The sequence below is a fragment of the Candidatus Nitrospira neomarina genome (assembly GCF_032051675.1).
GTDB lineage: Bacteria > Nitrospirota > Nitrospiria > Nitrospirales > UBA8639 > Nitrospira_E > Nitrospira_E neomarina.
Genome location: NZ_CP116968.1, coordinates 4,150,856 through 4,172,043 on the forward strand (window position 1 = coordinate 4,150,856; position 21,188 = coordinate 4,172,043).

25 protein-coding genes are annotated in these 21,188 nt (G+C 49.5%); 23 read left to right on the plus strand and 2 right to left on the minus strand.

Translation table 11 applies throughout. The features are described 5' to 3' along the window. The first annotated feature begins 48 nt into the window (after window positions 1–48). From PQG83_RS17835 to PQG83_RS17910, 17 genes are all read left to right on the plus strand, one after another. Window positions 49–990: a ribose-phosphate diphosphokinase gene (locus PQG83_RS17835; RefSeq protein WP_312743993.1), complete on the plus strand. Its 942-nt coding sequence runs from the start codon at window positions 49–51 to the stop codon at window positions 988–990. A 45-nt stretch (window positions 991–1,035) separates the two neighbouring features. Beyond that, complete coding sequence (locus PQG83_RS17840; protein WP_312743996.1) at window positions 1,036–1,755, plus strand: 50S ribosomal protein L25; 720 nt, start codon at window positions 1,036–1,038, stop codon at window positions 1,753–1,755. Window positions 1,756–1,764: 9 nt separating this feature from the next. Further along, window positions 1,765–2,337: an aminoacyl-tRNA hydrolase gene (gene pth / locus PQG83_RS17845; RefSeq protein ID WP_312749143.1), complete on the plus strand. Its 573-nt coding sequence runs from the start codon at window positions 1,765–1,767 to the stop codon at window positions 2,335–2,337. 501 nt (window positions 2,338–2,838) lie between these two features. Beyond that, window positions 2,839–3,186, plus strand: a complete 348-nt coding sequence (gene rpsF / locus PQG83_RS17850; RefSeq protein WP_312743999.1) for a 30S ribosomal protein S6 — start codon at window positions 2,839–2,841, stop codon at window positions 3,184–3,186. Further along, window positions 3,170–3,580, plus strand: a complete 411-nt coding sequence (locus PQG83_RS17855) for a single-stranded DNA-binding protein (protein ID WP_312744002.1) — start codon at window positions 3,170–3,172, stop codon at window positions 3,578–3,580. Before rpsF ends, PQG83_RS17855 begins: the two co-directional genes overlap by 17 nt. Beyond that, window positions 3,580–3,831: a 30S ribosomal protein S18 gene (gene rpsR, locus PQG83_RS17860; RefSeq protein ID WP_376753428.1), complete on the plus strand. Its 252-nt coding sequence runs from the start codon at window positions 3,580–3,582 to the stop codon at window positions 3,829–3,831. Before PQG83_RS17855 ends, rpsR begins: the two co-directional genes overlap by 1 nt. A 49-nt stretch (window positions 3,832–3,880) precedes the next feature. Then, complete coding sequence (locus tag PQG83_RS21080) at window positions 3,881–4,498, plus strand: YceD family protein (RefSeq protein ID WP_376753538.1); 618 nt, start codon at window positions 3,881–3,883, stop codon at window positions 4,496–4,498. 38 nt (window positions 4,499–4,536) lie between these two features. Next, complete coding sequence (gene rpmF / locus PQG83_RS17865) at window positions 4,537–4,719, plus strand: 50S ribosomal protein L32 (protein WP_312744005.1); 183 nt, start codon at window positions 4,537–4,539, stop codon at window positions 4,717–4,719. A gap of 45 nt (window positions 4,720–4,764) precedes the next feature. Continuing rightward, entirely contained in the window at window positions 4,765–5,760 is a 996-nt protein-coding gene (plsX, locus tag PQG83_RS17870) for a phosphate acyltransferase PlsX (protein WP_312744007.1), read from the plus strand. A gap of 21 nt (window positions 5,761–5,781) precedes the next feature. After that, window positions 5,782–6,756, plus strand: coding sequence for a beta-ketoacyl-ACP synthase III (locus PQG83_RS17875; protein ID WP_312744010.1), 975 nt, complete (start codon window positions 5,782–5,784; stop codon window positions 6,754–6,756). 122 nt (window positions 6,757–6,878) lie between these two features. Then, a complete protein-coding gene (locus PQG83_RS17880; protein ID WP_312744013.1) occupies window positions 6,879–7,694 on the plus strand; it encodes an SDR family oxidoreductase in 816 nt (271 codons plus the stop codon). Window positions 7,695–7,765: 71 nt separating this feature from the next. Next, on the plus strand, window positions 7,766–8,701 hold the full coding sequence (gene fabD, locus PQG83_RS17885; RefSeq protein WP_312744015.1) for an ACP S-malonyltransferase: 936 nt from the start codon (window positions 7,766–7,768) through the stop codon (window positions 8,699–8,701). 36 nt (window positions 8,702–8,737) lie between these two features. Beyond that, complete coding sequence (fabG, locus tag PQG83_RS17890) at window positions 8,738–9,484, plus strand: 3-oxoacyl-[acyl-carrier-protein] reductase (protein WP_312744016.1); 747 nt, start codon at window positions 8,738–8,740, stop codon at window positions 9,482–9,484. A 56-nt stretch (window positions 9,485–9,540) separates the two neighbouring features. Next, complete coding sequence (gene acpP, locus PQG83_RS17895) at window positions 9,541–9,771, plus strand: acyl carrier protein (protein WP_312646215.1); 231 nt, start codon at window positions 9,541–9,543, stop codon at window positions 9,769–9,771. A gap of 121 nt (window positions 9,772–9,892) precedes the next feature. Next, window positions 9,893–11,146 carry a beta-ketoacyl-ACP synthase II gene (gene fabF, locus PQG83_RS17900; protein ID WP_312744018.1) on the plus strand — a complete coding sequence of 418 codons (1,254 nt, stop codon included), beginning with the start codon at window positions 9,893–9,895 and terminating at the stop codon, window positions 11,144–11,146. A 173-nt stretch (window positions 11,147–11,319) separates the two neighbouring features. Further along, window positions 11,320–12,069, plus strand: coding sequence for a ribonuclease III (rnc, locus tag PQG83_RS17905; protein WP_312744020.1), 750 nt, complete (start codon window positions 11,320–11,322; stop codon window positions 12,067–12,069). Between the two features lie 91 nt (window positions 12,070–12,160). Continuing rightward, window positions 12,161–12,712: a peptidylprolyl isomerase gene (locus tag PQG83_RS17910; protein ID WP_376753609.1), complete on the plus strand. Its 552-nt coding sequence runs from the start codon at window positions 12,161–12,163 to the stop codon at window positions 12,710–12,712. Between the two features lie 37 nt (window positions 12,713–12,749). Here PQG83_RS17910 and PQG83_RS17915 read toward each other — a convergent pair whose 3' ends face one another. Then, window positions 12,750–13,421 (minus strand): hypothetical protein, encoded by a 672-nt coding sequence (locus PQG83_RS17915; protein ID WP_312744023.1) that lies wholly within the window; start codon window positions 13,419–13,421, stop codon window positions 12,750–12,752. After that, on the minus strand, window positions 13,418–14,392 hold the full coding sequence (locus PQG83_RS17920; protein ID WP_312744025.1) for an NHL repeat-containing protein: 975 nt from the start codon (window positions 14,390–14,392) through the stop codon (window positions 13,418–13,420). The genes PQG83_RS17915 and PQG83_RS17920 overlap by 4 nt, the downstream gene beginning before the upstream one ends. 403 nt (window positions 14,393–14,795) lie before the next feature. Here PQG83_RS17920 and folD point away from each other — a divergent pair, with 403 nt between their 5' ends. The 6 genes from folD to aroF all read left to right on the plus strand — a co-directional run bounded on the left by folD (window position 14,796) and on the right by aroF (window position 21,187). After that, a complete protein-coding gene (folD, locus tag PQG83_RS17925) occupies window positions 14,796–15,653 on the plus strand; it encodes a bifunctional methylenetetrahydrofolate dehydrogenase/methenyltetrahydrofolate cyclohydrolase FolD (protein ID WP_312744028.1) in 858 nt (285 codons plus the stop codon). Between the two features lie 28 nt (window positions 15,654–15,681). Then, window positions 15,682–16,470: a 3-methyl-2-oxobutanoate hydroxymethyltransferase gene (panB, locus tag PQG83_RS17930; protein WP_312744031.1), complete on the plus strand. Its 789-nt coding sequence runs from the start codon at window positions 15,682–15,684 to the stop codon at window positions 16,468–16,470. 272 nt (window positions 16,471–16,742) lie between these two features. Next, window positions 16,743–17,702: a class I SAM-dependent DNA methyltransferase gene (locus tag PQG83_RS17935; RefSeq protein ID WP_312744034.1), complete on the plus strand. Its 960-nt coding sequence runs from the start codon at window positions 16,743–16,745 to the stop codon at window positions 17,700–17,702. Window positions 17,703–17,857: 155 nt separating this feature from the next. Continuing rightward, window positions 17,858–18,940, plus strand: coding sequence for a prephenate dehydratase (gene pheA, locus PQG83_RS17940; protein WP_312744037.1), 1,083 nt, complete (start codon window positions 17,858–17,860; stop codon window positions 18,938–18,940). Between the two features lie 127 nt (window positions 18,941–19,067). Further along, window positions 19,068–20,153, plus strand: a complete 1,086-nt coding sequence (gene hisC, locus PQG83_RS17945; protein ID WP_312744039.1) for a histidinol-phosphate transaminase — start codon at window positions 19,068–19,070, stop codon at window positions 20,151–20,153. Window positions 20,154–20,173: 20 nt separating this feature from the next. Continuing rightward, the gene (gene aroF / locus PQG83_RS17950; RefSeq protein WP_312744040.1) at window positions 20,174–21,187 is read left to right on the plus strand and encodes a 3-deoxy-7-phosphoheptulonate synthase; all 1,014 of its coding nucleotides are present in this window, start codon (window positions 20,174–20,176) and stop codon (window positions 21,185–21,187) included. Window position 21,188: the final 1 nt, after the last annotated feature.

A 21,188-nucleotide genomic window follows, 5' to 3' on the forward strand; every position in this document is an offset into this window, starting at 1 on the left:
AAAATCTGCTACGGTTTAGGTTCACCTAGGCAAGTTGAGACTACCACCATGCTCAGAGATTTAAAATTGATCACGGGTAACTCCAACCTTGCGTTGGCCAGAGAAATTGCTCAGTATATTGGGCAGGATTTGAGTCAGGCAACGGTTACAACCTTTAGTGATGGGGAGATCAGGGTTAGAATTGATGAGAATGTGCGGGGAGGCGATGTTTTTCTGATTCAATCCTGCTGCCACCCGGTGAATACTTCAATTATGGAGTTGTTGCTCCTAATCGATGCGGTCAAACGATCATCAGCTTCCAGGATCACGGCGGTCATTCCTTATTACGGATATGGGAGACAGGATCGAAAAGATCAGCCCCGAGTGCCCATTAGTGCCAAACTGATTGCGGATTTGATCACCGCGGCCGGCGCGAATCGTATTCTGACCATGGATCTTCATGCCGGACCGATTCAAGGATTCTTCAATATTCCTGTTGATCACCTTTATGCCATGCCTGTGATGTTGGACTATATTAAAAAGCAAAATGTCTCTGATTTGGTCATTGTTTCCCCTGATGCAGGAGGGGTCGAGCGAGCGAGAGCATTTGCCAAACGACTGAATTCCTCTCTCGCGATTATCGATAAGCGGCGGGAATCGCCGAATCAGGCTGAAGTGATGAATATTATTGGTGATGTTCAGGATAAGCATGCGTTATTGTTTGATGACATGATTGATACGGCGGGAACAATTGTCCAGACAGCTCAAACCTGTATGGATAACGGAGCCTTGTCGGCCTGGGCTGGGAGTACCCATGCAGTCCTGTCTGGTCCAGCACTGGAGAGGTTGCAATCGTCTTGTCTCCGTGAGGTAATGGTAACAAACACCATTCCCTTAAATGGGAAGGATCAGCAATGTCCAAAATTGAAGACTCTCACCGTTGCTCCTTTGTTGGGTGAGGCGATTTTGAGGATTCATCGTGAAGAGTCAGTGACATCCTTGTTTGTATAAATTAGCTAACTGTTCATTCACTCTCATTTAGAAAAGGTCAAGACGATGAAATATGAACTCGAAGTTGAAAAACGGGATCAGGCTGGAAAAGGCGTGGCGCGGCAACTACGGCGTCAAGGAAAAATTCCTGGAGTTCTCTACGGTGGAGGGAAGTCTGAATTTGTGGCCATGGACCACAAGACGGCCCGTAATCTGGTGATTTCTCAGGTTGGTCATACTGGTTTGCTGACTGTCCGGATTTCCGGGGGGCAAGAACGGATTGCAGTCCTTCAAGACCACCAAATTGATCCCATTACCGGGGCGATTCTTCATGTGGACCTCTTTGAAGTCTCGATGAAAAAAGCCATTCGCGTTAAAGTTCCCCTGACGATTATCGGAGAAGTCCCTGTTGGCGTGAAAGAGGGGGGAATTTTGCATCAGGTGATGCGCGAACTTCATATTGAGTGTTTGCCGGCTCAAATTCCGGATCATATTGAAATCGATGCGTCAGGATTTGGGATTGGTGATGGTATGCATGTAAAGGAAGTTACAGTCCCGACAGGTCTCAAAATTTTGGATGACGAGGATCTCATGGTTGCCCATGTTGCCACGAAGATGTCCGAAGCGAAGCTAGAGTCCCTCTTGTCTCGCGAGGTGGCTGAAGGGGTAGCTCCAGTTGCCACAGCAGAAAAAGCTGCAGAGGGGGCTGCCACTGCAGGGGCTGTGGCGGCGGCAGATAAAACGAAGGCCGCATCAGACAGTAAAGCGAAGGAAGGCAAGAAGTAGCCCTTGCATGTGGTGGTGGGACTTGGAAATCCAGGAGAGTCCTACAAATACACGCGACACAACCTTGGCTGGATGGTTCTTGAGCAGGCGGCTGATCGTTGGAGTGTGACATGGTCCAAGCAGAAAAATGGGTTTCTCGGTCAAGGTGAAGTTAAGGGCCATCCGGTTTTGCTTCTTCTTCCCCTTGCGTGGATGAACCAAGCTGGGGTTGCGGTTCGGTCTGTTCTTCAGAAGTTGTCTCCCAACTCGTTTGGTCTTATTGTGGTCCACGATGATTTGGACCTGTCTCTGGGAATGATCAAGATCAAAACCAGAGGTGGCGCTGGTGGCCATAATGGTCTGCGTTCTGTTTTGTCCTGCCTGGAAACGGAAGAATTCTCCAGGGTTAAGGTTGGCATAGGGCGCCCACAGAACAACGAAAGCCTGGCAAATTTTGTGCTTTCACCATTTCTATCAGAAGAGTGGGAGCAGGTTGTCTCAATTCTTCCGAAAGCCGTTGATGTATTGGAATGTCTTATTTGTGAAGGTCCGGATATTGCGATGAATCGATTTCATGTGCGGTCCTCTGAGACAGGTTTGTAAATATTCGTGTATTGACCATTCTGCTGGCAAAAGTGGATCAACCATCCGGTTAGAATCCCTTGGGTCGAGCTGAGGCAGCCTCTTTCATTTCCAGTTCCTTTGCATTAGGAAAATGAACTTGGTATTTCAAAAGGTCTTGAATGGCGGCGGATGTAATATCGCCGACATGAAATTAGCATTCAGTAGGACATGAAGATTAGATGAAGGGGTGAGTGGATTTTGGACTGTTTATTATAAAGTGCTTTTCTTTTGGAGAGTGACCTGTGTACCGTTTTGGGTCTGATCGATCAAAACTTGACAGTCTACCGATTGTTTTTAGAAAAACAGCCCAATTTCACTGAAAACAATGGCAGGTTTTTAGGTTCTGAAATAGCAGGTTCGATTCCTGAGAGAGGTTTGACACTCCAATTTACCCTATGGTAGCTTGTGTCCCCTTTTGTGATACAACACGATTGCTCTGCCTGAAAACTAGAAAAATACTGTCAGAGGGAAAGGTTACGTATGAAACTGTATGAATCACTGTGTATTCTTCGTCCCGTTCAAGCAGAAACAGAAAACGAGCGAGTGATTGAAAAAATGAAGGAAGTCCTGAGTCAGGCTGGAGCGAATATTTTAAAGTTGGATAATAGCGGGAAAAAGAAACTGGCCTACGATATTCAACATGAGCGAAAGGGGACCTATATTACGGTTCAATTTGAAGGGCCCCCTACGGTCGTCTTTGAGTTGGAGCGCTTTCAGCGTATGGAAGACCAGGTGATGAAATTCATGACGGTGCGGCTGAACCCAAGTGATTTGGTAGCGGTAGGTGAAGCAAGTGTGGAGGAAGCAGAAGATGGTGGGATTCAATAAAGTCATATTGATTGGAAATCTGACTAGAGATCCCGAGCTTCGGTATACACCCAGCGGCACCCCTGTGGTTAATTTCCCATTAGCGGTCAATCGTCGGTATCGTCAGGCCGATGATCAAAAAGAAGAGGTGTGCTATGTTGATATTGTCGTGTTTGGACGACAGGCTGAACATTGTGGTCAGTACCTCAATAAAGGTGACGGGGCCATCGTTGATGGTCGCCTACAACAACGGCGGTGGGAAACGGACGACGGGCAGAAGAGAAGCAAACATGAAGTCGTTGCTCAAACAGTAACGTTCTTGCCGAAAAAGTCCTCCTCGGGTACCTCTGGGGCAGGAGTGAGTGAGGAGTCTAGCTATGATCCGGAAGAGTATTATCCAGACCCCATGCCCTAATTTTTAGCCTAGGAGAGGTTTCTGTGGAAAAAGGACGATTGTTTCAGCGGAAAAGAGTGTGCCGCTTTTGCTTCGATAAGACGCCATTGGATTACAAGGATGCAAATTTATTGAGGAATTTTCTCACGGAACGTGGACGGATTATTCCTCGTCGAACCTCGGGAAATTGCCTGCGGCATCAAAGAAAATTAACCCAAGCGATTAAGCGTGCCAGGCATGTGGCTATCCTTTCATTTGCAGAAGAACACTGAGTCACCAGTATTCTTCGGGACGGGGCAGGTGGAAAGGTGTGGTTGTTAAATGTCTATAACCATCAATCTACTTGATGTTCCCCCCACAGGGCTTCAAATTCATCATGAGGTGAGGCCCTCGGATTTATTGTTCTCCCATGATGAGGGAAACCCTATTGGGAACTTAATTTGTCATGGAGATCTATTTCTGACCGGGGAGCGGTCAGCGCATTTTCAAGGGAAAATATCCGGAAGAATGGCCAGGGAATGTGTACGTTGCCTGGATCAATTTGAGGAAGATTTATCCCTATCGTGTGAGGTGGAATTTAAAAAGGCCGTGAAAGCAGTCAATGTGGTTGTGCCCCACAGGGATAAAGGAAAAGGGACAAAGGGGCGTGACAAATCCGTCGATGAGAGTGCGACAGAGGAAGATGTATACCCTATTACAGGAAATGAAATCGACCTTCTTCCGGCTATTCGAGAGCAGGTCATTCTTGCTACTCCCCTACAAGCTTTATGCAATGAAAACTGCCTCGGGTTGTGCCAAGTATGTGGGAGCAATTTAAATGATGGCATATGTGGGTGTTGTACTCCAGTGACAAGCTCAGCACCACTGCCAATTCAGCAAACAATATCAAAAACAAATCCATCAAAGCGCTCCTCTATTTCTGGTCGAAGAGGATCGTGAAGGCATCAGTCACCTCTTAACTGAAAAGTTGGACTATTATGGCAAATCCTAAACACAAAATTTCTAAAGCCCGAAGAGATAAGCGGCGATCTCATCTCAAGCTCACCCCGCCAAATTTGTCTACGTGTCCTCAATGTCATGAGCTCAAGCCATCTCATACCACATGTTTAAATTGTGGAACCTATAAGGGCATCGCCATTATTTCGGTTGAAGAGGGATAAACGGTATTTTCCTTCTCGAGTCCGTCATCTTTTAACACCAAACCCATGAAAATAGCCGTGGACGCGATGGGGGGGGATCATGGATTATCTCCCAATGTCGAAGGAGCCATACAGGCTACAAGGGAATCCTCTCTCTCCATTATCCTGGTCGGGGACGAACCGTCTCTCCAATCTCATCTGGACAAACTCGGCGGCACCAAAGCCGGCATTGAGATTTTTCATGCCCCACAGGTTGTGGATATGCATGAATCTCCTGCGCTAATCGCCAGAAAAAAGCGAGATTCTTCTATATGGAAAGCCACAGAATTAGTTAAAAATAAGCAAGCTGACGCATTGGTGAGTGCCGGAAATACTGGTGCGACGATGGTGTCAGCATTTTTTCTTCTGGGATTGATTCAAGGGGTAGAACGACCGGCAATCGCCGCGACATTGCCGACTCGCCAGGGAAAGGCAATCATGCTGGATGTCGGCGCCACTGTTGATTGTACGGCTCGCCAACTTTTCCAGTTTGGGATAATGGGGCATGAATATGGTAGGCATCTCCTGGGAACTGATCGTCCAAGGGTAGGTCTATTGAGTATTGGGGAAGAAGATACCAAGGGGAATGAGGTCACGAAAGAAACCTTTAAATTATTGAAGGATAGCCCTATTAATTTCATTGGTAATGTTGAAGGGCGAGATGTGTATAGTGGGAATGCCGATGTCATTGTGACCGATGGATTTATTGGAAATGTGGCCTTGAAAATTTCTGAAGGGTTGGCGGATGCGATTAAAAAAATGCTGATGAAGGAAATTGCCCAGTCAGCTCTGGGTCGGCTTTCCTATCTATTTGTGGCCGGACCCCTTCTGCGGTTACGGCGAAAAACCGATTATGCCGAATTCGGCGGAGCTCCACTGTTAGGGGTTGAAGGCATCAGTATGATTTGTCATGGTCGTTCCTCCTCGAAGGCGATCAAGAATGCGATTCTTCGAGCCCAGGCTTTGGCGGAAGGTGGCTTGATTGGGGAAATTCGAGGTGACATTGCCCAAGGGTGCATGTGAATTCAACGCGGTGTTTCATGTATGAATAGTCTGATTTTAGGGACAGGGGCTTATGTTCCCAAGCGAGTCTTGACCAATGCAGATTTAGAGCGCATGGTTGAGACCTCGGATACCTGGATAATTGAACGGACAGGTATCAGAGAGCGTCGAGTGGTTGACCCAGGGCAGGCCTGTTCAGACTTAGCTGTTGAGGCGGCTCAGCGCGCATTAATCGCTGCTGATGTGGCCCCATCGGAGATCGACCTGATCCTTTTAGCCACCTGTACAGGTGATTCTCCTCTTCCTTCCACTGCCTGTCTTATCCAACATCGGTTAGGAGCAAATCGGGCCGCGGCGTGTGATATTGCCGCCGCCTGTTGTGGGTTTATTTATGCGTTGGCTATTGCAGATGCCTATGTGAAAACTGGTATGCGGCACGTATTGGTCATTGGCTCCGAAGTCATGTCGGCGATAACCGATTGGACCGATCGCAATACGTGCGTCTTATTCGGCGACGGGGCTGGGGCGGTGGTGGTAGGACAAGGCACTGAAGGTTCCGGGATCCTGTCCACCCATTTGCATGCCAATGGCGGACTCTCTGATATGATTCAGGTGCCTGGAGGCGGATCGCGGGAACCGGCATCCAAAGAGGTTCTTCAAGAAAAACGGTGTTTTATAAAAATGAAGGGCAATGAAACTTTTAAAATTGCCGTTAAATCAATGGAAGAGGCCACCAAAGAGGCCTTAGAGGCCAATAAATTAGCAATGGACGATATCGATCTGTTCATTCCTCATCAGGCCAATATGCGGATATTGAATGCCGTGGGCCAGCGATTGGGGTTGGCTCGAGAAAAATTGATGATAAATTTAGATCGATTTGGTAATACCTCTGCAGCATCGATTCCGTTGGCGCTCGATCAAGCTGTTCGGGAGGGAAGAATTCATAAAGGGAGTGTAGCACTGTTGGCTGCATTTGGTGCAGGTCTTACCTGGGCTTCAGCGGTCGTTCGTTGGTAATGTGCCTGCCGGCGGATTTCTCCTTCCTGAATGAGATCATTGCCAATAAAAGCAGAGGAAGAATCTGAGGCTTCCAACAAGAGCAAACCAGAAGATTGTGTGGGTTTAAAGAGAGGGGAATTATGTCTGGAGCGACCTCATGGGGTGAAAATGATTGGGCGCTGATTCTAGGAGTCTCTAGTGGTTTTGGAGAGGCGGCAGCTATGGAGCTGGCCAATTTAGGGTTGAATATCTGTGGTGTGCATCTTGATCGAAAATCAACACAAGCAAATGCGGAGCGCATTGCCTCGCAGATTCGTTCACTCGGCCGAGAGGTCCTGTTTTTTAATGTCAATGCGGCCGATCCCGAAAGGCGCGTCGACATTCTGAAAGCACTGAAGCAACGGGGGGAAGAATCCGGGAAGCCAGTCTGTGTCAGGGTGTTGTTACATTCGTTAGCTTTTGGGACCCTGAAGCCGTATATTGCGGAATCCCATGCAGAGGCCATTAATAAAGCACAGATGGATATGACGTTGGATGTCATGGCTAATAGTCTGGTGTATTGGACACAGGATTTAGTGGCACAAAAATTTTTAGGAACAGGGAGTCGCATCTTCTCCATGACCAGCGCCGGAGGCGCACGAGTCTGGCGAACCTATGGGGCGGTTTCCGCTGCAAAGTCGGCCCTGGAATCTCATACGAGGCAATTAGCCCTGGAACTGGCTCCTCTGGGTATCACCGTCAACTCGCTGATGGCAGGTGTCACCGATACGCCGGCTTTGCGTAAAATACCCGGTTCTGATGAAATGCTGACCTTAGCCAAACGAAAAAATCCGTCAAACCGGCTGACTACGACCCAAGATGTCGCCGATGCGTTAGGCCTGTTAAGTCATCCAAAAGCTCATTGGATCACTGGAAATGTGATTTGTGTTGATGGTGGAGAGTTTATTGTTGACTAGTTTCAGGAAGTGGGAGAAGCCATGAGGCGGACTGTCCTGAGTCATGGCATTCTAGAGGGTGAGCGAAAAGCATGAAGCCAGTCTTTGGTTTTCTGTTTCCTGGGCAAGGCTCTCAGTCTGTTGGCATGGGCAAGACTCTTTTTGAGAGGAGTCCTGCGGTTCAGGCCCTCTATAAGGAAGCCGCGGATATTTTGGGGTATGATATTGACGCATTGTGTTTTGAGGGGCCGTCAGAACAACTCAATCGAACCGAATATACGCAGCCGGCATTGCTGGTGACCAGTCTCGCCGCATTTCAACTGCTCCGTGATGGGCCCCTTCTTCCCGCTGCGGTTGCCGGTCATAGCTTGGGCGAATATACCGCCTTAGTGGCGGCTGGCGCGCTGAATTTTGGAGAAGCGGTAAGTCTGGTGCAGAAGCGCGCGCGTTATATGGCCGAGGCCGTGACTCCTGGAAGCGGGCTAGTGGCCGCGATTTTAGGCCTTTCGGAAAAGGATGTTCGAAGTGTCTGTCAAGAAGCAGGATCTATGGGCATTGTGGCTCCCGCCAATTTCAATTCTCCAGGCCAAACAGTCATTGCCGGAGAGAAAGCCGCAGTGGAGCATGCAGCAGAATTGGCTAAGACGCGTGGAGCAAAGCGGGTCATGCCGCTTCCGGTCAGTGTCCCGGTTCATACTCCATTGATGCAGGTTGCTGCTGACAGGCTGAAAAAAGATATTGATTCTCTGAAGTGGTCTGCCTTAAAGGTACCGTTGGTGAATAATGTGGAAGCGAAAGCCTTGTTGTCAGCGGAGGAGGTTCGTGAGTCACTTGTTCGACAATTACCTTCTCCGGTGCGGTGGCAGGAAACCATCCAGGCCATGGCGCTGATGGGCATCACAGATTTTGTGGAAATCGGTCCAGGGAAAGTTTTGACGGGATTAGTGAAGCGCATTGTTCCAGAAGCTACCACATGGAATGTGATGGATCAGGAATCCTACGCTCACGTCCTGTCTCACTGCGCCTAAGGACACAAGGGATCGAATTTTCAAGAAGGAATTGAGATGTTGTTAAGGGAAAAAATTGCAGTAGTGACGGGTGGTGCCCAAGGAATCGGGCAGGCGATTGCGACCACCTTGGCCAAGGAAGGTGCAGATGTGGTAGTGGCCGATCTTGATGCCGAACGTTGTCAAGAAACCGTGGGTCTTGTCCAGCAAGTGGGTCGCAAAGCGTTGGCGGTGTCAGTCAATGTTGGCGAATGGGAACAGGCCAAGGGAATGATGGAACGCGTCCTCAAAGAATGGGGGCGAGTGGATATCTTGGTCAATAACGCAGGTATTACGCGAGATGGCTTGCTGATGCGGATGAAAGAAGAGGATTGGCTTGCCGTCCTCCAGGTCAATTTGACCGGCACGTTTTTCTGTGCAAAGGCCGTTCTGCCTTCCATGAGCAAGCAGCGAAGTGGTCGTATTGTCAATATTGCTTCTATTGTCGGAGCGATCGGAAACATGGGCCAGGCTAACTATGCAGCGTCAAAAGCGGGTGTGATTGGTCTTACCAAAACAATTGCACGGGAATATGCCAGTCGAAATATTACCGTCAATGCCGTGGCTCCGGGATTTATTGATACCGCGATGACACAACATCTTTCGCCAGAAATTAAAGAGGGATTACTGAATCAAATTGCGTTAAAGCGGTTAGGGCAACCTTCGGATGTTGCCGATGCAGTGTGTTTTCTGAGTTCAGAGAAGGCCGGATATATTACCGGGCATGTGTTACATGTGAATGGCGGGATGCATATGGCGTCCTAGCCCATGCGCAACAGGATGTGTCATTCGATAAACTTTGTAAGGAGGAGGAGCCAACAATGGCAGTTGAAGAGCGTGTCAAAAAAATTATTGTGGAACAATTAGGTGTTGAAGAAGATGACGTGGTCCCTGAGGCCAAGTTTGTGGAAGATCTTGGAGCTGATTCCTTAGATACGGTGGAATTGGTGATGGCCTTAGAAGAAGAGTTTGAGATCGAAATTCCGGATGAAGATGCAGAAAAAATTCAAACGGTCTCGGCGGCCATCGATTTTATTAAGGAAAAAGTCTGAGAAGGCCATCGAGTACTGTGCGAAGTTGCGGTTCGTCTATAGTTGATTACGGGCTTCGAGGAGGTAAAGCCTCAGGTTCATTATCTGGGTTTTCCAGCCATGATAGTTACGGAGTGCCTCAATGACTGAATGGAGACCACGACGAGTGGTTGTGACAGGATTGGGATTGGTTACGCCGTTGGATATTGGTGTATCCAACACATGGGACAAATTATGCAAAGGCCAGTCCGGAATCGGACCCATTACCCGATTTGATGCCAGTCAGTATTCGGTGCAGATTGCGGGGGAGGTCAAGAACTTTGATCCCTCGACGTTTATTGAGAAAAAAGAAATCAAAAAGATGGATACCTTTATCCATTTTGCGCTTGCCGCCAGTCAGGAGGCGGTGGATGATGCCAAGCTTGTCGTGAACCCGGATGAGGCGGACCGTGTTGGGGTCTATATTGGAGCAGGCATTGGCGGTCTTCCGGCCATTGAACATTATCATAAGGTGTTGCTGGAACGTGGCCCCGACCGGGTTTCCCCATTTTTTATTCCGATGGTCATTATTAATTTGGCCTCCGGGCAGGTGGCGATCCGTTTTGGTGCTAAGGGTCCAAATGCCTGTACGGTCACGGCCTGTGCCACAGGGAATCATTGTATTGGAGACGGGTTTCGACTGATTCAGCGGGGAGAGGCCGATGTAATGCTGGTAGGAGGAGCGGAATCGACCATTTGCCCTACAGCGGTTGCTGGATTTTCCGCAGCGAAGGCGTTGTCCCGGAGAAATGAGGAACCGGAACGGGCCAGTCGGCCTTTTGATAAAGATCGTGACGGGTTTGTCATTGGCGAAGGTGCCGGTGTGTTGATCCTGGAGGAATTGGAGCACGCCAAATCTCGAGGCGCGCGCATTTATGCCGAGGTGATCGGCTATGCCATGAATAGCGATGCCTTTCATATTACCGCTCCACCGGATGATGGGGCCGGTGCGGTGACCTGTATGAAGCGTGCGATTCAGGATGCGGGAATCGCCAAAGAATCTGTGGGATATATTAATGCTCATGCCACATCCACGTTCGCCGATCGGATTGAGACGCAGGTCATCAAACACGTCTTTGGGGACCGGGCCTATTCCATTCCTGTGGGTTCTACCAAGTCCATGACCGGTCATCTATTGGGGGCTGCCGGGGGAATTGAAGCGATCTTTTCTATTTTGGCTATGCATCATGGCATCATTCCTCCGACGATCAATTTGGAGACGCCAGATCCCGAATGCGACTTGGATTATATTCCTATTCATGCCAGATCCTGTGCCGTCGATGTAGCCATATCCAATGCCTTTGGATTTGGTGGGGTTAATGCCTGTTTGGTATTCCGGCGATGGAAGGGCGAATAGGCAGCATGGTCCCGTTCTGATTAGATTCTTTCGAGAGGGGTGCCTCTCAGGACATTGGAGCCAGTTGCCCCGACCTCGCCCCGAAACGATATGATATACTACAACGTTTTGCTCAAGAGAGATAAGAGAATAACGATCATGCATGTCAACATTACCAATTCTTTGTAGATCTCGTGGCTGCTCTTGCCTTTGAAAACATTCAGGAATCGTTGGAGTATAAATTTAAGCAGCAAGCCCTGCTATGTGAGGCGCTCACCCACCGTTCATTTTCTCAAACTCAACCCCAGGCGGTGAGTCCCCACAATGAGCGGTTAGAATTTTTAGGAGATGCGGTGTTGGGACTGGTTGTAAGCGAAAGTCTTGCGGCGATGTTCCCGGATTCTACAGAGGGCGAACTTTCCAAGATTAAAGCCGGATTAATTAGCCGATCCACTCTTTCGAAAGCAGCGAGCCGTCTCAATTTGGGGCAGTGGTTACGATTGGGTCGGGGGGAGGAAGCCACCAAGGGCCGAGAAAAAATATCGCTGTTAGCCAATGCCCTTGAAGCGATCATTGGGGCGGTGTATCTTGATGGGGGGTTGGATGACGCGAGAGCTTTTATTCAAAAAGTTTTGACCATGGAATTTTCTTCATTACAGAATAATCCTGTGTCCTCAGTGGGGTGGGATGGGAAAAGCCGTTTGCAAGAATGGACGCATAAACAATTTGGAGCAAGTCCCCAGTATCGACTTGCTCGGGAATCCGGCCCGGATCATCAAAAGGTATTTGTTGTCACGGTGGAAATCCAAGGAAAAATAATGGGTCAGGGAGAGGGTCGGACGAAAAAAGAGGCCGAACAAGCTGCGGCAGCGCAAGCGATGGAACAGGCTGGGCTTGATGTTTCAGACGAGCCCGATCATTTAATCAAGAAATCAACAGATTAGCCATGGAGGAGGAATTATGAGGGGTGTGTTGCAGCCACGGACTTTAGCCAGCGGTCTACGTCAGCTCATGATGGTGATCGGACTGTTCACCATTGTCACTGCCGGTGGTTCTCCTGTCCCAAACGAGGCGGCAGCGGAAGAACCATCGAAGACTGAGACCAAGGCACCTCACGTTCTGATTAAAACGAAGTTTGGAGAAATGGAAGCCGTGTTATTTCCGGACTTAGCTCCCAAGCATGTTGAAAGTTTTCTCAAATTAGCTAAGTCAGGGTTTTATAATGGAACCATTTTTCATCGGGTCATTCCTGGATTTATGATTCAAGGTGGAGATCCTTTGACCAAAGATCCAGCCAATCGAAGCCGATACGGAACCGGGGGCCCTGGCTATACGGTTCCAGCAGAATTTAATCGGATTATTCACGAAAAAGGCATTCTTTCCGCAGCCCGCACGGCAGATCCCAATAGCGCGGGATCGCAGTTTTTCATCATGGCGGATAAGGCTCCCCATTTGGATGGCCAGTACACCGTGTTTGGCGAGGTGGTGAAAGGTCTTGATGTCATCGATACGATCGTGAGCCAGCCCCGCGATCTGAAGGATAATCCTCTCGAGCGAATTGAAATGACGATAGACCTGATTCAGTAAATCAGGGGTGGCCCGAAATGTGGATGAAAAATGCCGATCACTTGACCGGTTCGGTGGAAAGTTGGTCAGGAGCATAATCAAATCCACTGGGAATAATGATGCGCCCTCCCGCACCGGTTTGGCGGGCCAGTTGTTCTGCCACATCGGGATGGCGTTCCCGAATATAGCCGAGTAATCCATGTAAAAAGCGATGGGAACGAAACCCGGGTCCGGAAAATTTTTGAATGAAGGTATGGGCTTGGTCCAATACGTTGGTGACCAGCGTGGGTTCTAATGGTTGGCGTTCGCCAAAGACCTTAAATTCTTTTCGTAATTCTTCACCGAAGGCCGGCAAACCGGCTTCTGGTATCTGGATCAGACTGAAACTTCGTCGAAGGATTTGGAGGCCTTCCAGCACCTCGGCATCTTCCGCATCACGCCGATCTTGAAAAAATCGATAGGCTAGAGCTTCAAAGACATAAAATATTTCAGTCGCCCGTTCCCCTCCGAGATCCAATAGTTGTCGATAGAACCCTCGACGTTCGAGTTCAAATATGTTCCCCACACGTTTTTGCTGATAGTCATCATTGCTCTCGAGAAAGACGCAGGATGTCGGGCAACTGATATTCGTGATTCGATTTGTGCCGCAACAGTGGCTGCAAATCACGCCTCCCAGTGCGGGACAAGCCCGTTTGCCTTTACGTTGATGACAATAGAAGCATTTACTCATTCCCCGGAATCTTTCTTGAGCCAGCCCATTCCATAATCAGACCAGGAACGGGGTTTTTTGTTAGGGTTAGCATTAGAGGGACGCTCAAGACCATTAATCTCTGCACCATTCACATACAGATAGGGAACCATGATCACATGATTGACCCGATCAATTCCGATTCCCGAAGGAGACAACAGAAACTCCGCAATCACCTCTTTTTTGTGATTGGCCAAAATTCTCCAGACTTTCCCTGCCGTCAAATCAGACACATACATGGTGCCATATTTGTCGAAATCAATACCGTCTAAATTATGAAAACTACCGGTAAACAAGGTGTTGGCGAACAATTCCTGAATCGCCCCGGTTTCGTCAATCTCAAAAATCTTTCCATTCTCCCATCCGACACCGACCACATGCCCATTCCTGGGATGGATAGAAATTCCACGCGGGTGCGATAAGCTTTCATGCTGGGCAAAGACCTTCACGGTATGATCGTGGGCGGGATCATCAATGTGATAAATGGTATTGGAATCGGCATCAGAGACATAGAGCCCGCCGTGAGAATCCGCCACCAGCCCGGCAAGGGATTGACTGTGAAATTGTGTGAAGGGAATGGAATTGAGTGATTGTCCAGTGTTTTTGTCAAAGCCCCTCACCACATCCAGATCGGCCACATAAAGGGTTGAGCCCACAATGGCCATCCCTTTCGGTGAGTTCAACGTGACCGATTTTTGCCCACCTTGGATAAAGTGGAGGTCAATCATCTTACCCTCAGTCGTCACTTTACTAATAAAACCCTTATTTTCACGTGTTCCAGGGTCTCCGTTGGCGTTGGCAATGAAATAGACTTGCCCCCCATCGGCAATCATGCTTTGTGGGAACGCTAGATTCGTCACCTCTTCGGCATAGATCGCCGTCCAACAATTCAGGAGCAACAGACTGGTGAGGATCGCATTCCTGAAGGAGGCAGCAAGACAATATGACTTCATGGAAACAACCGAACTTTCGCTGAGACGATGATGACGATCAAAGCAACAAGGGATGCCTAGAGGAAAAGCTGAAGTGGCATGGTAAGTGAGGATTTTGTAAGGTGTCAAGGAAGGATGAGGCAGCCATTTCGTTGACGAAGATTTTCCCTGCCTGATATCGTAAAATCACCCTAATGAGCTGCATAACCATTTCAATGCAAGGGTCTGTTCAATAATTGAAAGATTTTGCAATGAATCCTTATGGGAGTATCCGAGAGCAAAATAATGGAGTGTTCAAAAATGTCCGCCCAGCAAGGCCGCAGCCAATTGGACGGGCGGAGCGTACGAAGGCGTACGTGAGCACGGCCAAGGGGCGAGAACGCCGCTGGCGGCATTTTTCAACACTTCAGGAGAAGGAGTCGACGTGTCTACACAGATAATTGATGGCAAAGCATTAGCCCAGTCGATCCGAGAGAGCCTTGCAGATGAGGTTCGCCTTTTCGAAAAAGACACAGGCATCAAGCCCGGATTAGCAGCCGTGTTGGTAGGAGACGATCCGGCCTCGGCTGTCTATGTGCGGAACAAGAAAATAGCCTGTGAAAAAGCCGGGCTCTATCCCCAGGAACATCGTCTGCCGGCGTCCACGACCCAAGAGACCTTATTGGAATTGATTCACCAGCTGAATGCCGATACCCGAATTCACGGCATTCTGGTCCAGCTCCCCCTGCCGCCCGGCATAAACAGTCAAGCGATTTTGCAAGCCGTCACCTCGGAGAAAGATGTCGACGGGTTTCATCCGGTCAATGTCGGGCGTTTAGTCACAGGCGACCCGGTGTTTGTCCCCTGTACACCGAAAGGTGTGATTCAGATGATCGAGTCGACTGGACAGGACATTGCCGGGAAACGAGCCGTAGTGATTGGTCGTAGTAATATTGTAGGAAAACCCGTGGCCATGTTGCTTTTGCATCGACATGCCACCGTCACCATCTGTCATTCACGCACCAAAGATCTTCCCGCCGTAGTTCGTGAAGCCGACATCGTGATTGCGGCAATCGGGAAACCTCTCTTCGTCACCCCAGAGATGGTGAAGCCGGGGGCGATCGTGATTGATGTGGGAATCAATCGATTAGCCGATGGAAAATTAGTCGGAGATGTGGATTTTGACCGGGTTAAAGAACGAGCGGGATGGCTCACACCTGTTCCCGGCGGTGTTGGCCCGATGACCATCGCCATGCTGCTTCAGAATACGGTTGAATCAGCGAGACGGAAAATCGGCACATAACCCTCAACTTACACAAAAGTTGGCGCACATGACGATTCCTGAATTTACACAACATAAAAAACAGGGCAAAAAGTTAACGGTCGTGACCGCCTACGATGCGCTGTTCACGCGGATTGTAGAGCAGGCCGGGCTGGACGTCATTCTCGTGGGCGATTCTCTTGGGATGGTCGTGCAAGGCAAGCCTAACACCTTATCAGTGACCATGGAAGACATGCTCTATCACACGCGGTTAGTGGCTCAGGCCGCCAAACGGGCCATGGTAATTGGAGATATGCCCTTTATGTCCTACCAGGCCAGCGTGGAAGATGCGGTGCGGAATGCGGGTCGTTTTCTGCAAGCGGGGGCCGCCGCCGTGAAACTCGAAGGAGGAATATCAGTGATTGATCGGGTGGAGGCCATGACGCGTTTTGGCATTCCTGTCATGGGTCACGTTGGTATGACACCACAGTCAGTGAATCAATCCGGCGGGTATTCAGTTAAGGGGAAGGCGCAAGAAGAAGCGGAAACTATTGTGAGTGATGCCAAGGCACTGGAAGTCGCCGGGGCATTTGCCGTGGTCCTGGAATGCATGCCGACCGAACTGGCACAACGCATCACTGAAGCCCTTTCAATACCGACCATTGGTATTGGCGCCGGGCAAGGGTGTGACGGGCAAGTGTTGGTGCTTTATGACCTGTTAGGCCTCTTCGATGACTTTGTCCCGAAATTTGTCAAACCCTATGCGCATTTGAAGGCAGATGCCTTGCAGGCGCTCCGGCGGTATAAAGAAGAAGTTGAATGCGGAAAATTTCCCACCGATGCTGAAAGTTATCATTAAAAAAATTTCACGCCGTACTCCCCTCAAAATCAGGCAGAACGTATAGCATACTCTGTCCATCTTCTGAGTTTACTCAGAAGGTGTTTGAATTCATCCCTTCTTGAAATCAATGATCCATCTGTTGGCCTCAACATGCGGCCGTAAATCAAAGGGTGAATCCTATTTACCTTTAGAATCATACCGAGGACCTTACAGCAGGGCTGTCGGGTTTTCCGTTGCAGTTTGCGGGCAGCCGCTTCATTATTGATTCAGAACGGATGGTGAATGTGTTCATGAAAAAAATATTCAAACAGTATGCCCTAAAAATGGTGAAGGATTTTTCAGCCAGGCTCTCACTGTCTGTGAGTTGGAATTCGACCGAGGGCTATATGCTGGGGTATGCCAAAGAGATTATGCGTGCATTGGAAAATGACTGCGGAGTGACGACTCGCTTGGATGTCATCACAGGTCTTCGACGACTCAGTCTCGATGAATTCGGATTGGTATTGCTGTCTATGCCCGATCCTGAGTACCCCAAGCTTTCACGCCTCCTTCCTGCCATGGCAAGTGACGAGGTTCAGCGAAGCTGGACAGGAAACCATGGTTTGGCACTTCTCAAGGAGACTACGGCATTCGTGCGTGCGTTGAATTACAACTATGTGCGCGTGACCGGGCGGTCTCTGGAGGATGCCACTGTCTTAGATTTTGGGTGCGGCTATGGCCGTATCGCCCAGTTGCTGTATTATTTCACTGTCGAGGATAAAATATTCGGGGTCGATCCCCGGGAACAGTCAATTAAGCTATGCCGGGAGTCGAGGCTCGGTACGAATTTTATGGTATCAGATTACCTCCCTGTATCCTTGCCGGTCGGGGGGGTGAAGTTTGATCTCATCTATGCTTTCTCCGTCTTCACCCACCTGTCCCGCAGGGCCATGACGACGTCGTTGGCCACATTGCGGCAGCACATTGCAGATGAGGGGCTGTTGGCCATGACCATTCGTCCCGTCGAATACTGGGAGCAGGCCCCTCATGCGTCACAGGATCAGAAAGATGCCCTTGCCCTCCGACACCGACAGGATGGCTTCGCCTTCAATCCTCACAACTGGGCGCCGATCGACGGTGACGTCACATACGGGGATTCTTCAATGACTTTGGACTGGATTACAACCACCTTTCCCGATTGGACAATCAAGGCGACCGATCGTTGTTTGAATGACCCCCTTCAACGGTATGTGTTTCTGTTGCCGCGCTGACCGGGAAAGACCCGGCCTTGGTGCTCAGAAAATGTGGCCCTATATATGAAGGAAAGCCGCAAGCTGACAGGGGGAAACGCTTGCTTGCCACAGCAGGGTATTCCTTGTATGCTCCTGCCTAAATTGCAGATTTTCCAGGATAAAGGATGAGTCTCATGGAGCTTCCAGAGGATATGCAACAATGCCGTCAAGAAATTGACCGGCTTGATGACGACATTCTCAACATATTAAATGAGCGATCTCAATACGTCATAAAAATTGGGCATTTGAAAAAACAACAGGATTCGTCTGCCCATCTTCATACGCCTGGTCGGGAAGTCGCGATCGTGGAACGGTTGATGCGCAAGAATCCTGGGCCGTTTCCTAGTGAAGCGCTGCGTCATGTGTACCGGGAAATTATGTCGGCGTCCCTTTCTCTCGAGGGAACACAAACGGTCGCATATCTAGGGCCACCTGCCACGTTTACGCATCTGGCTGCCATGCGGAAGTTCGGGGGATCGGCCGACTACGTGTCGGTCAATAGCATTAAGGATGTGTTTGATGAAGTGGAACGGGGACGTATGCGGTTTGGCGTGGTTCCCATAGAAAATTCAACGGAAGGGGTGGTCAACCATACGTTAGATCTGTTCGTGGACTCACCCTTGTTGATTTATGGTGAAGTGATGCTGGAAGTGTCCCATCACTTTCTTTCGAAGGCGGAAAAGTTAGAAGAAGTCAGGACGGTCTATTCTCATCCGCATGCCCTTGCCCAATGCCGAAACTGGCTGGAAACCAATTTGCCTTCTGTGAATTTCGCGGAAGAGCCCAGTACGGCTCGGGCAGCTGAGCGGTGCGTGAGTGATCCAACAGCAGGGGCCATTGCCTCCGAATTAGCTGCTCAGCTGTATGGATTGAATATTCTGCGATCACGAATTGAAGATAATATTAATAATTTCACCAGGTTCCTCATTTTATCCCAAAAGGGAGCTGAACCAACCGGTCGTGATAAAACCTCGATCATTGTCTCAGCAAAGGACCGGGTTGGAGCGTTGTATGACCTGATCCGCCCGTTTTCATCGCACGGCATTAGTATGACCAAAATTGAATCACGGCCTACCCGACGAAAAGTCTGGGAATATCTGTTTTATATGGATTTGGAGGGACATCAGGACGATGATCGCCTGAAGAAAGCCCTGGAGGAAGTCAGGTCTCGTTGTTTGATGATGAAGGTTCTGGGGTCGTATTCTTCTCATCAGTAGAGTCTGGCCTAACCTGTAGCCCTTGAAGGATGGAGATCCGGAAGGGGCTGCCCCAAAGGATCGTCCCAGGTAGATATGAATTTTTTTGATTTTTCCCGCAGGTGTACAAAAGAAAGAATGTAAGCCCATGCCATTGCGTGTCCATCCCACAATCGCCTCGTTAACCCCATATTCTCCAGGGAAACCCTTGGACGAATTGGAGCGGGAGCTTGGAATAACTCAGGCAATTAAATTGGCCTCTAATGAAAATCCTTGGGGTCCTTCCCCGAATGCGCTACAGGTTTTGGCAGGGGCAGCCGCGTCGCTTCACCGGTATCCGGATGGCGGGGCTCACTACCTTCGGCAAGCGTTAGCGGAGCGGTGGAAGGTTTCCGATGATCAGGTTCTGGTGGGTAATGGGTCAGATGAGATCATTAGTCTCTTAGTTCGCGCCTTTCTCTCTCCTGGTGATGAAGCGGTCATGGCCGATCTGACCTTTGTAATGTACAAGCTCTCTGTGTTGGGAGGGCATGGTGTACCGGTAGAAGTGCCCTTGAAAAATTGGGTCCATGATATAGCGGCCATGGTTGACGCGGTCACCGACCGCACGCGGCTCTTTTTCCTCTGCAATCCGAATAATCCCACGGGTACCATGCTGACGGCACGGGAAATCGATGGCCACCTCTCCCGACTTCCCGATCATGTGGTCGTCGTATTTGATGAAGCGTACTATGAATACGTGCGACATCCCGATTTCCCGGACAGCTTGCAGTATGTTCGTGACGGGCGGCCGGTTGTGGTACTACGGACATTTTCAAAAATTTATGGATTGGCAGGGTTGCGAGTGGGTTATGGGTGTACGACCAAAGAAATCGCCGGATATGTGAATCGTGTTCGTCCCCCTTTCAACGTGAATAGCTTGGCTCAAGAAGCCGCACGAGCAGCCCTGTCCGATGACGATCATGTGGCCAAAAGCCGGGCTATGAATGAAGCCGAAATGACGTTTCTGCAAGAGAGGCTGATCACCATGGGCTTAGAGCCCGTTCCCAGTCAAGCCAACTTTTTGTATTTCAATGTAGGGATTGATGGAAGACGTGCGTTTGACGCGTTGCTTCGGGAAGGCGTCATTGTTCGGCATATTCGTGGGCCAATGCTCCGAGTGACCATTGGGCAACCGACCGAAAATCGGCGCTTTCTTGAATCGTTAAACCGAGTGCTTTCTACCCTGTCCTAGCAAGGATTCTGATTCATTTAATGGTTATCGTCTTAAAACCCGAAGCCACAGAGCAGAATGTTGATCACTTAATTGATCGTCTTCGTTCGTTAGGGATGGTCACTCAAATCACGAAGGGGAAAGAACGGACCATCGTAGCGGTGCTTGGCGATGACCGGGTGCTGCAAGGGCAACCCTTGAGCGTGTTTCCCGGTGTGGAAAGTGTAACTCCGATTTTAGCCCCCTGGAAGTTAGTGAGCCGTGAATTTCAAAAACATGATTCCGTCATCGACGTGGCCGGCGTGAAAGTCGGGGGAAGTCGGATCGTGATTATGGCCGGTCCTTGCGCGGTGGAGAAACTAGAAATTACGGTGGGCATCGCCCAAGAAGTGGCTAGAGCCGGTGCCACCATTTTGCGTGGCGGCGCGTATAAGCCTCGTACATCGCCCTATTCCTTTCAGGGGTTGGGACAGGAAGGATTGGAGTTTTTGGCTGAGGCCAGGAGACAAACAGGCCTTCCGGTCGTGAGTGAAATTTTGGATGCTCGTGATCTCGGACATTTTTTGGAAAAAGCGGACGTGATCCAAGTTGGCGCCCGCAATATGCAAAATTTTGAACTGTTAAAAGAGGTTGGCGCTTATGACAAACCCGTTTTGTTGAAACGAGGGCTGTCGGCCACGATTAAAGAGCTACTCTTATCCGCAGAATATATTATGTCCCGGGGCAATCGGAATGTCATGCTGTGTGAAAGGGGAATTCGCACCTTTGAGCCTCAGTATCGCAATACGCTCGATTTAAGTGCGGTGCCCACCCTGAAAGAAATGACGCATTTGCCCGTTATTGTTGACCCAAGTCACGCAACCGGGAATTGGAAGCTTGTGGCTCCTATGGCCAAAGCCGCAATTGCGGCTGGAGCTGACGGCTTGTTGATTGAAGTCCATTCTAATCCGGAATGTGCCTTGTGCGACGGAGAGGAATCGCTGAAGCCCAGCCGGTTTACCGAACTCATGAATGATTTACAAAAGGTGGCGCAGGCTGTCGGCCGGGAACTTTGAT

Excerpts from the sequence above, each read along its gene's own strand:
- PQG83_RS17835 (WP_312743993.1), top strand. The coding sequence starts at position 49 with ATGCTCAGAGATTTAAAATTGATCACGGGTAACTCCAACCTTGCGTTG.
- PQG83_RS17840 (WP_312743996.1), top strand. The coding sequence starts at position 1,036 with ATGAAATATGAACTCGAAGTTGAAAAACGGGATCAGGCTGGAAAAGGC.
- rpsF (WP_312743999.1), top strand. The coding sequence starts at position 2,839 with ATGAAACTGTATGAATCACTGTGTATTCTTCGTCCCGTTCAAGCAGAA.
- PQG83_RS17855 (WP_312744002.1), top strand. The coding sequence starts at position 3,170 with ATGGTGGGATTCAATAAAGTCATATTGATTGGAAATCTGACTAGAGAT.
- PQG83_RS21080 (WP_376753538.1), top strand. The coding sequence starts at position 3,881 with ATGTCTATAACCATCAATCTACTTGATGTTCCCCCCACAGGGCTTCAA.
- rpmF (WP_312744005.1), top strand. The coding sequence starts at position 4,537 with ATGGCAAATCCTAAACACAAAATTTCTAAAGCCCGAAGAGATAAGCGG.
- plsX (WP_312744007.1), top strand. The coding sequence starts at position 4,765 with ATGAAAATAGCCGTGGACGCGATGGGGGGGGATCATGGATTATCTCCC.
- PQG83_RS17875 (WP_312744010.1), top strand. The coding sequence starts at position 5,782 with ATGAATAGTCTGATTTTAGGGACAGGGGCTTATGTTCCCAAGCGAGTC.
- PQG83_RS17880 (WP_312744013.1), top strand. The coding sequence starts at position 6,879 with ATGTCTGGAGCGACCTCATGGGGTGAAAATGATTGGGCGCTGATTCTA.
- fabD (WP_312744015.1), top strand. The coding sequence starts at position 7,766 with ATGAAGCCAGTCTTTGGTTTTCTGTTTCCTGGGCAAGGCTCTCAGTCT.
- fabG (WP_312744016.1), top strand. The coding sequence starts at position 8,738 with ATGTTGTTAAGGGAAAAAATTGCAGTAGTGACGGGTGGTGCCCAAGGA.
- acpP (WP_312646215.1), top strand. The coding sequence starts at position 9,541 with ATGGCAGTTGAAGAGCGTGTCAAAAAAATTATTGTGGAACAATTAGGT.
- fabF (WP_312744018.1), top strand. The coding sequence starts at position 9,893 with ATGACTGAATGGAGACCACGACGAGTGGTTGTGACAGGATTGGGATTG.
- PQG83_RS17915 (WP_312744023.1), bottom strand. The coding sequence starts at position 13,421 with ATGAGTAAATGCTTCTATTGTCATCAACGTAAAGGCAAACGGGCTTGT.
- PQG83_RS17920 (WP_312744025.1), bottom strand. The coding sequence starts at position 14,392 with ATGAAGTCATATTGTCTTGCTGCCTCCTTCAGGAATGCGATCCTCACC.
- panB (WP_312744031.1), top strand. The coding sequence starts at position 15,682 with ATGACGATTCCTGAATTTACACAACATAAAAAACAGGGCAAAAAGTTA.
- PQG83_RS17935 (WP_312744034.1), top strand. The coding sequence starts at position 16,743 with ATGAAAAAAATATTCAAACAGTATGCCCTAAAAATGGTGAAGGATTTT.
- pheA (WP_312744037.1), top strand. The coding sequence starts at position 17,858 with ATGGAGCTTCCAGAGGATATGCAACAATGCCGTCAAGAAATTGACCGG.
- hisC (WP_312744039.1), top strand. The coding sequence starts at position 19,068 with ATGCCATTGCGTGTCCATCCCACAATCGCCTCGTTAACCCCATATTCT.
- aroF (WP_312744040.1), top strand. The coding sequence starts at position 20,174 with ATGGTTATCGTCTTAAAACCCGAAGCCACAGAGCAGAATGTTGATCAC.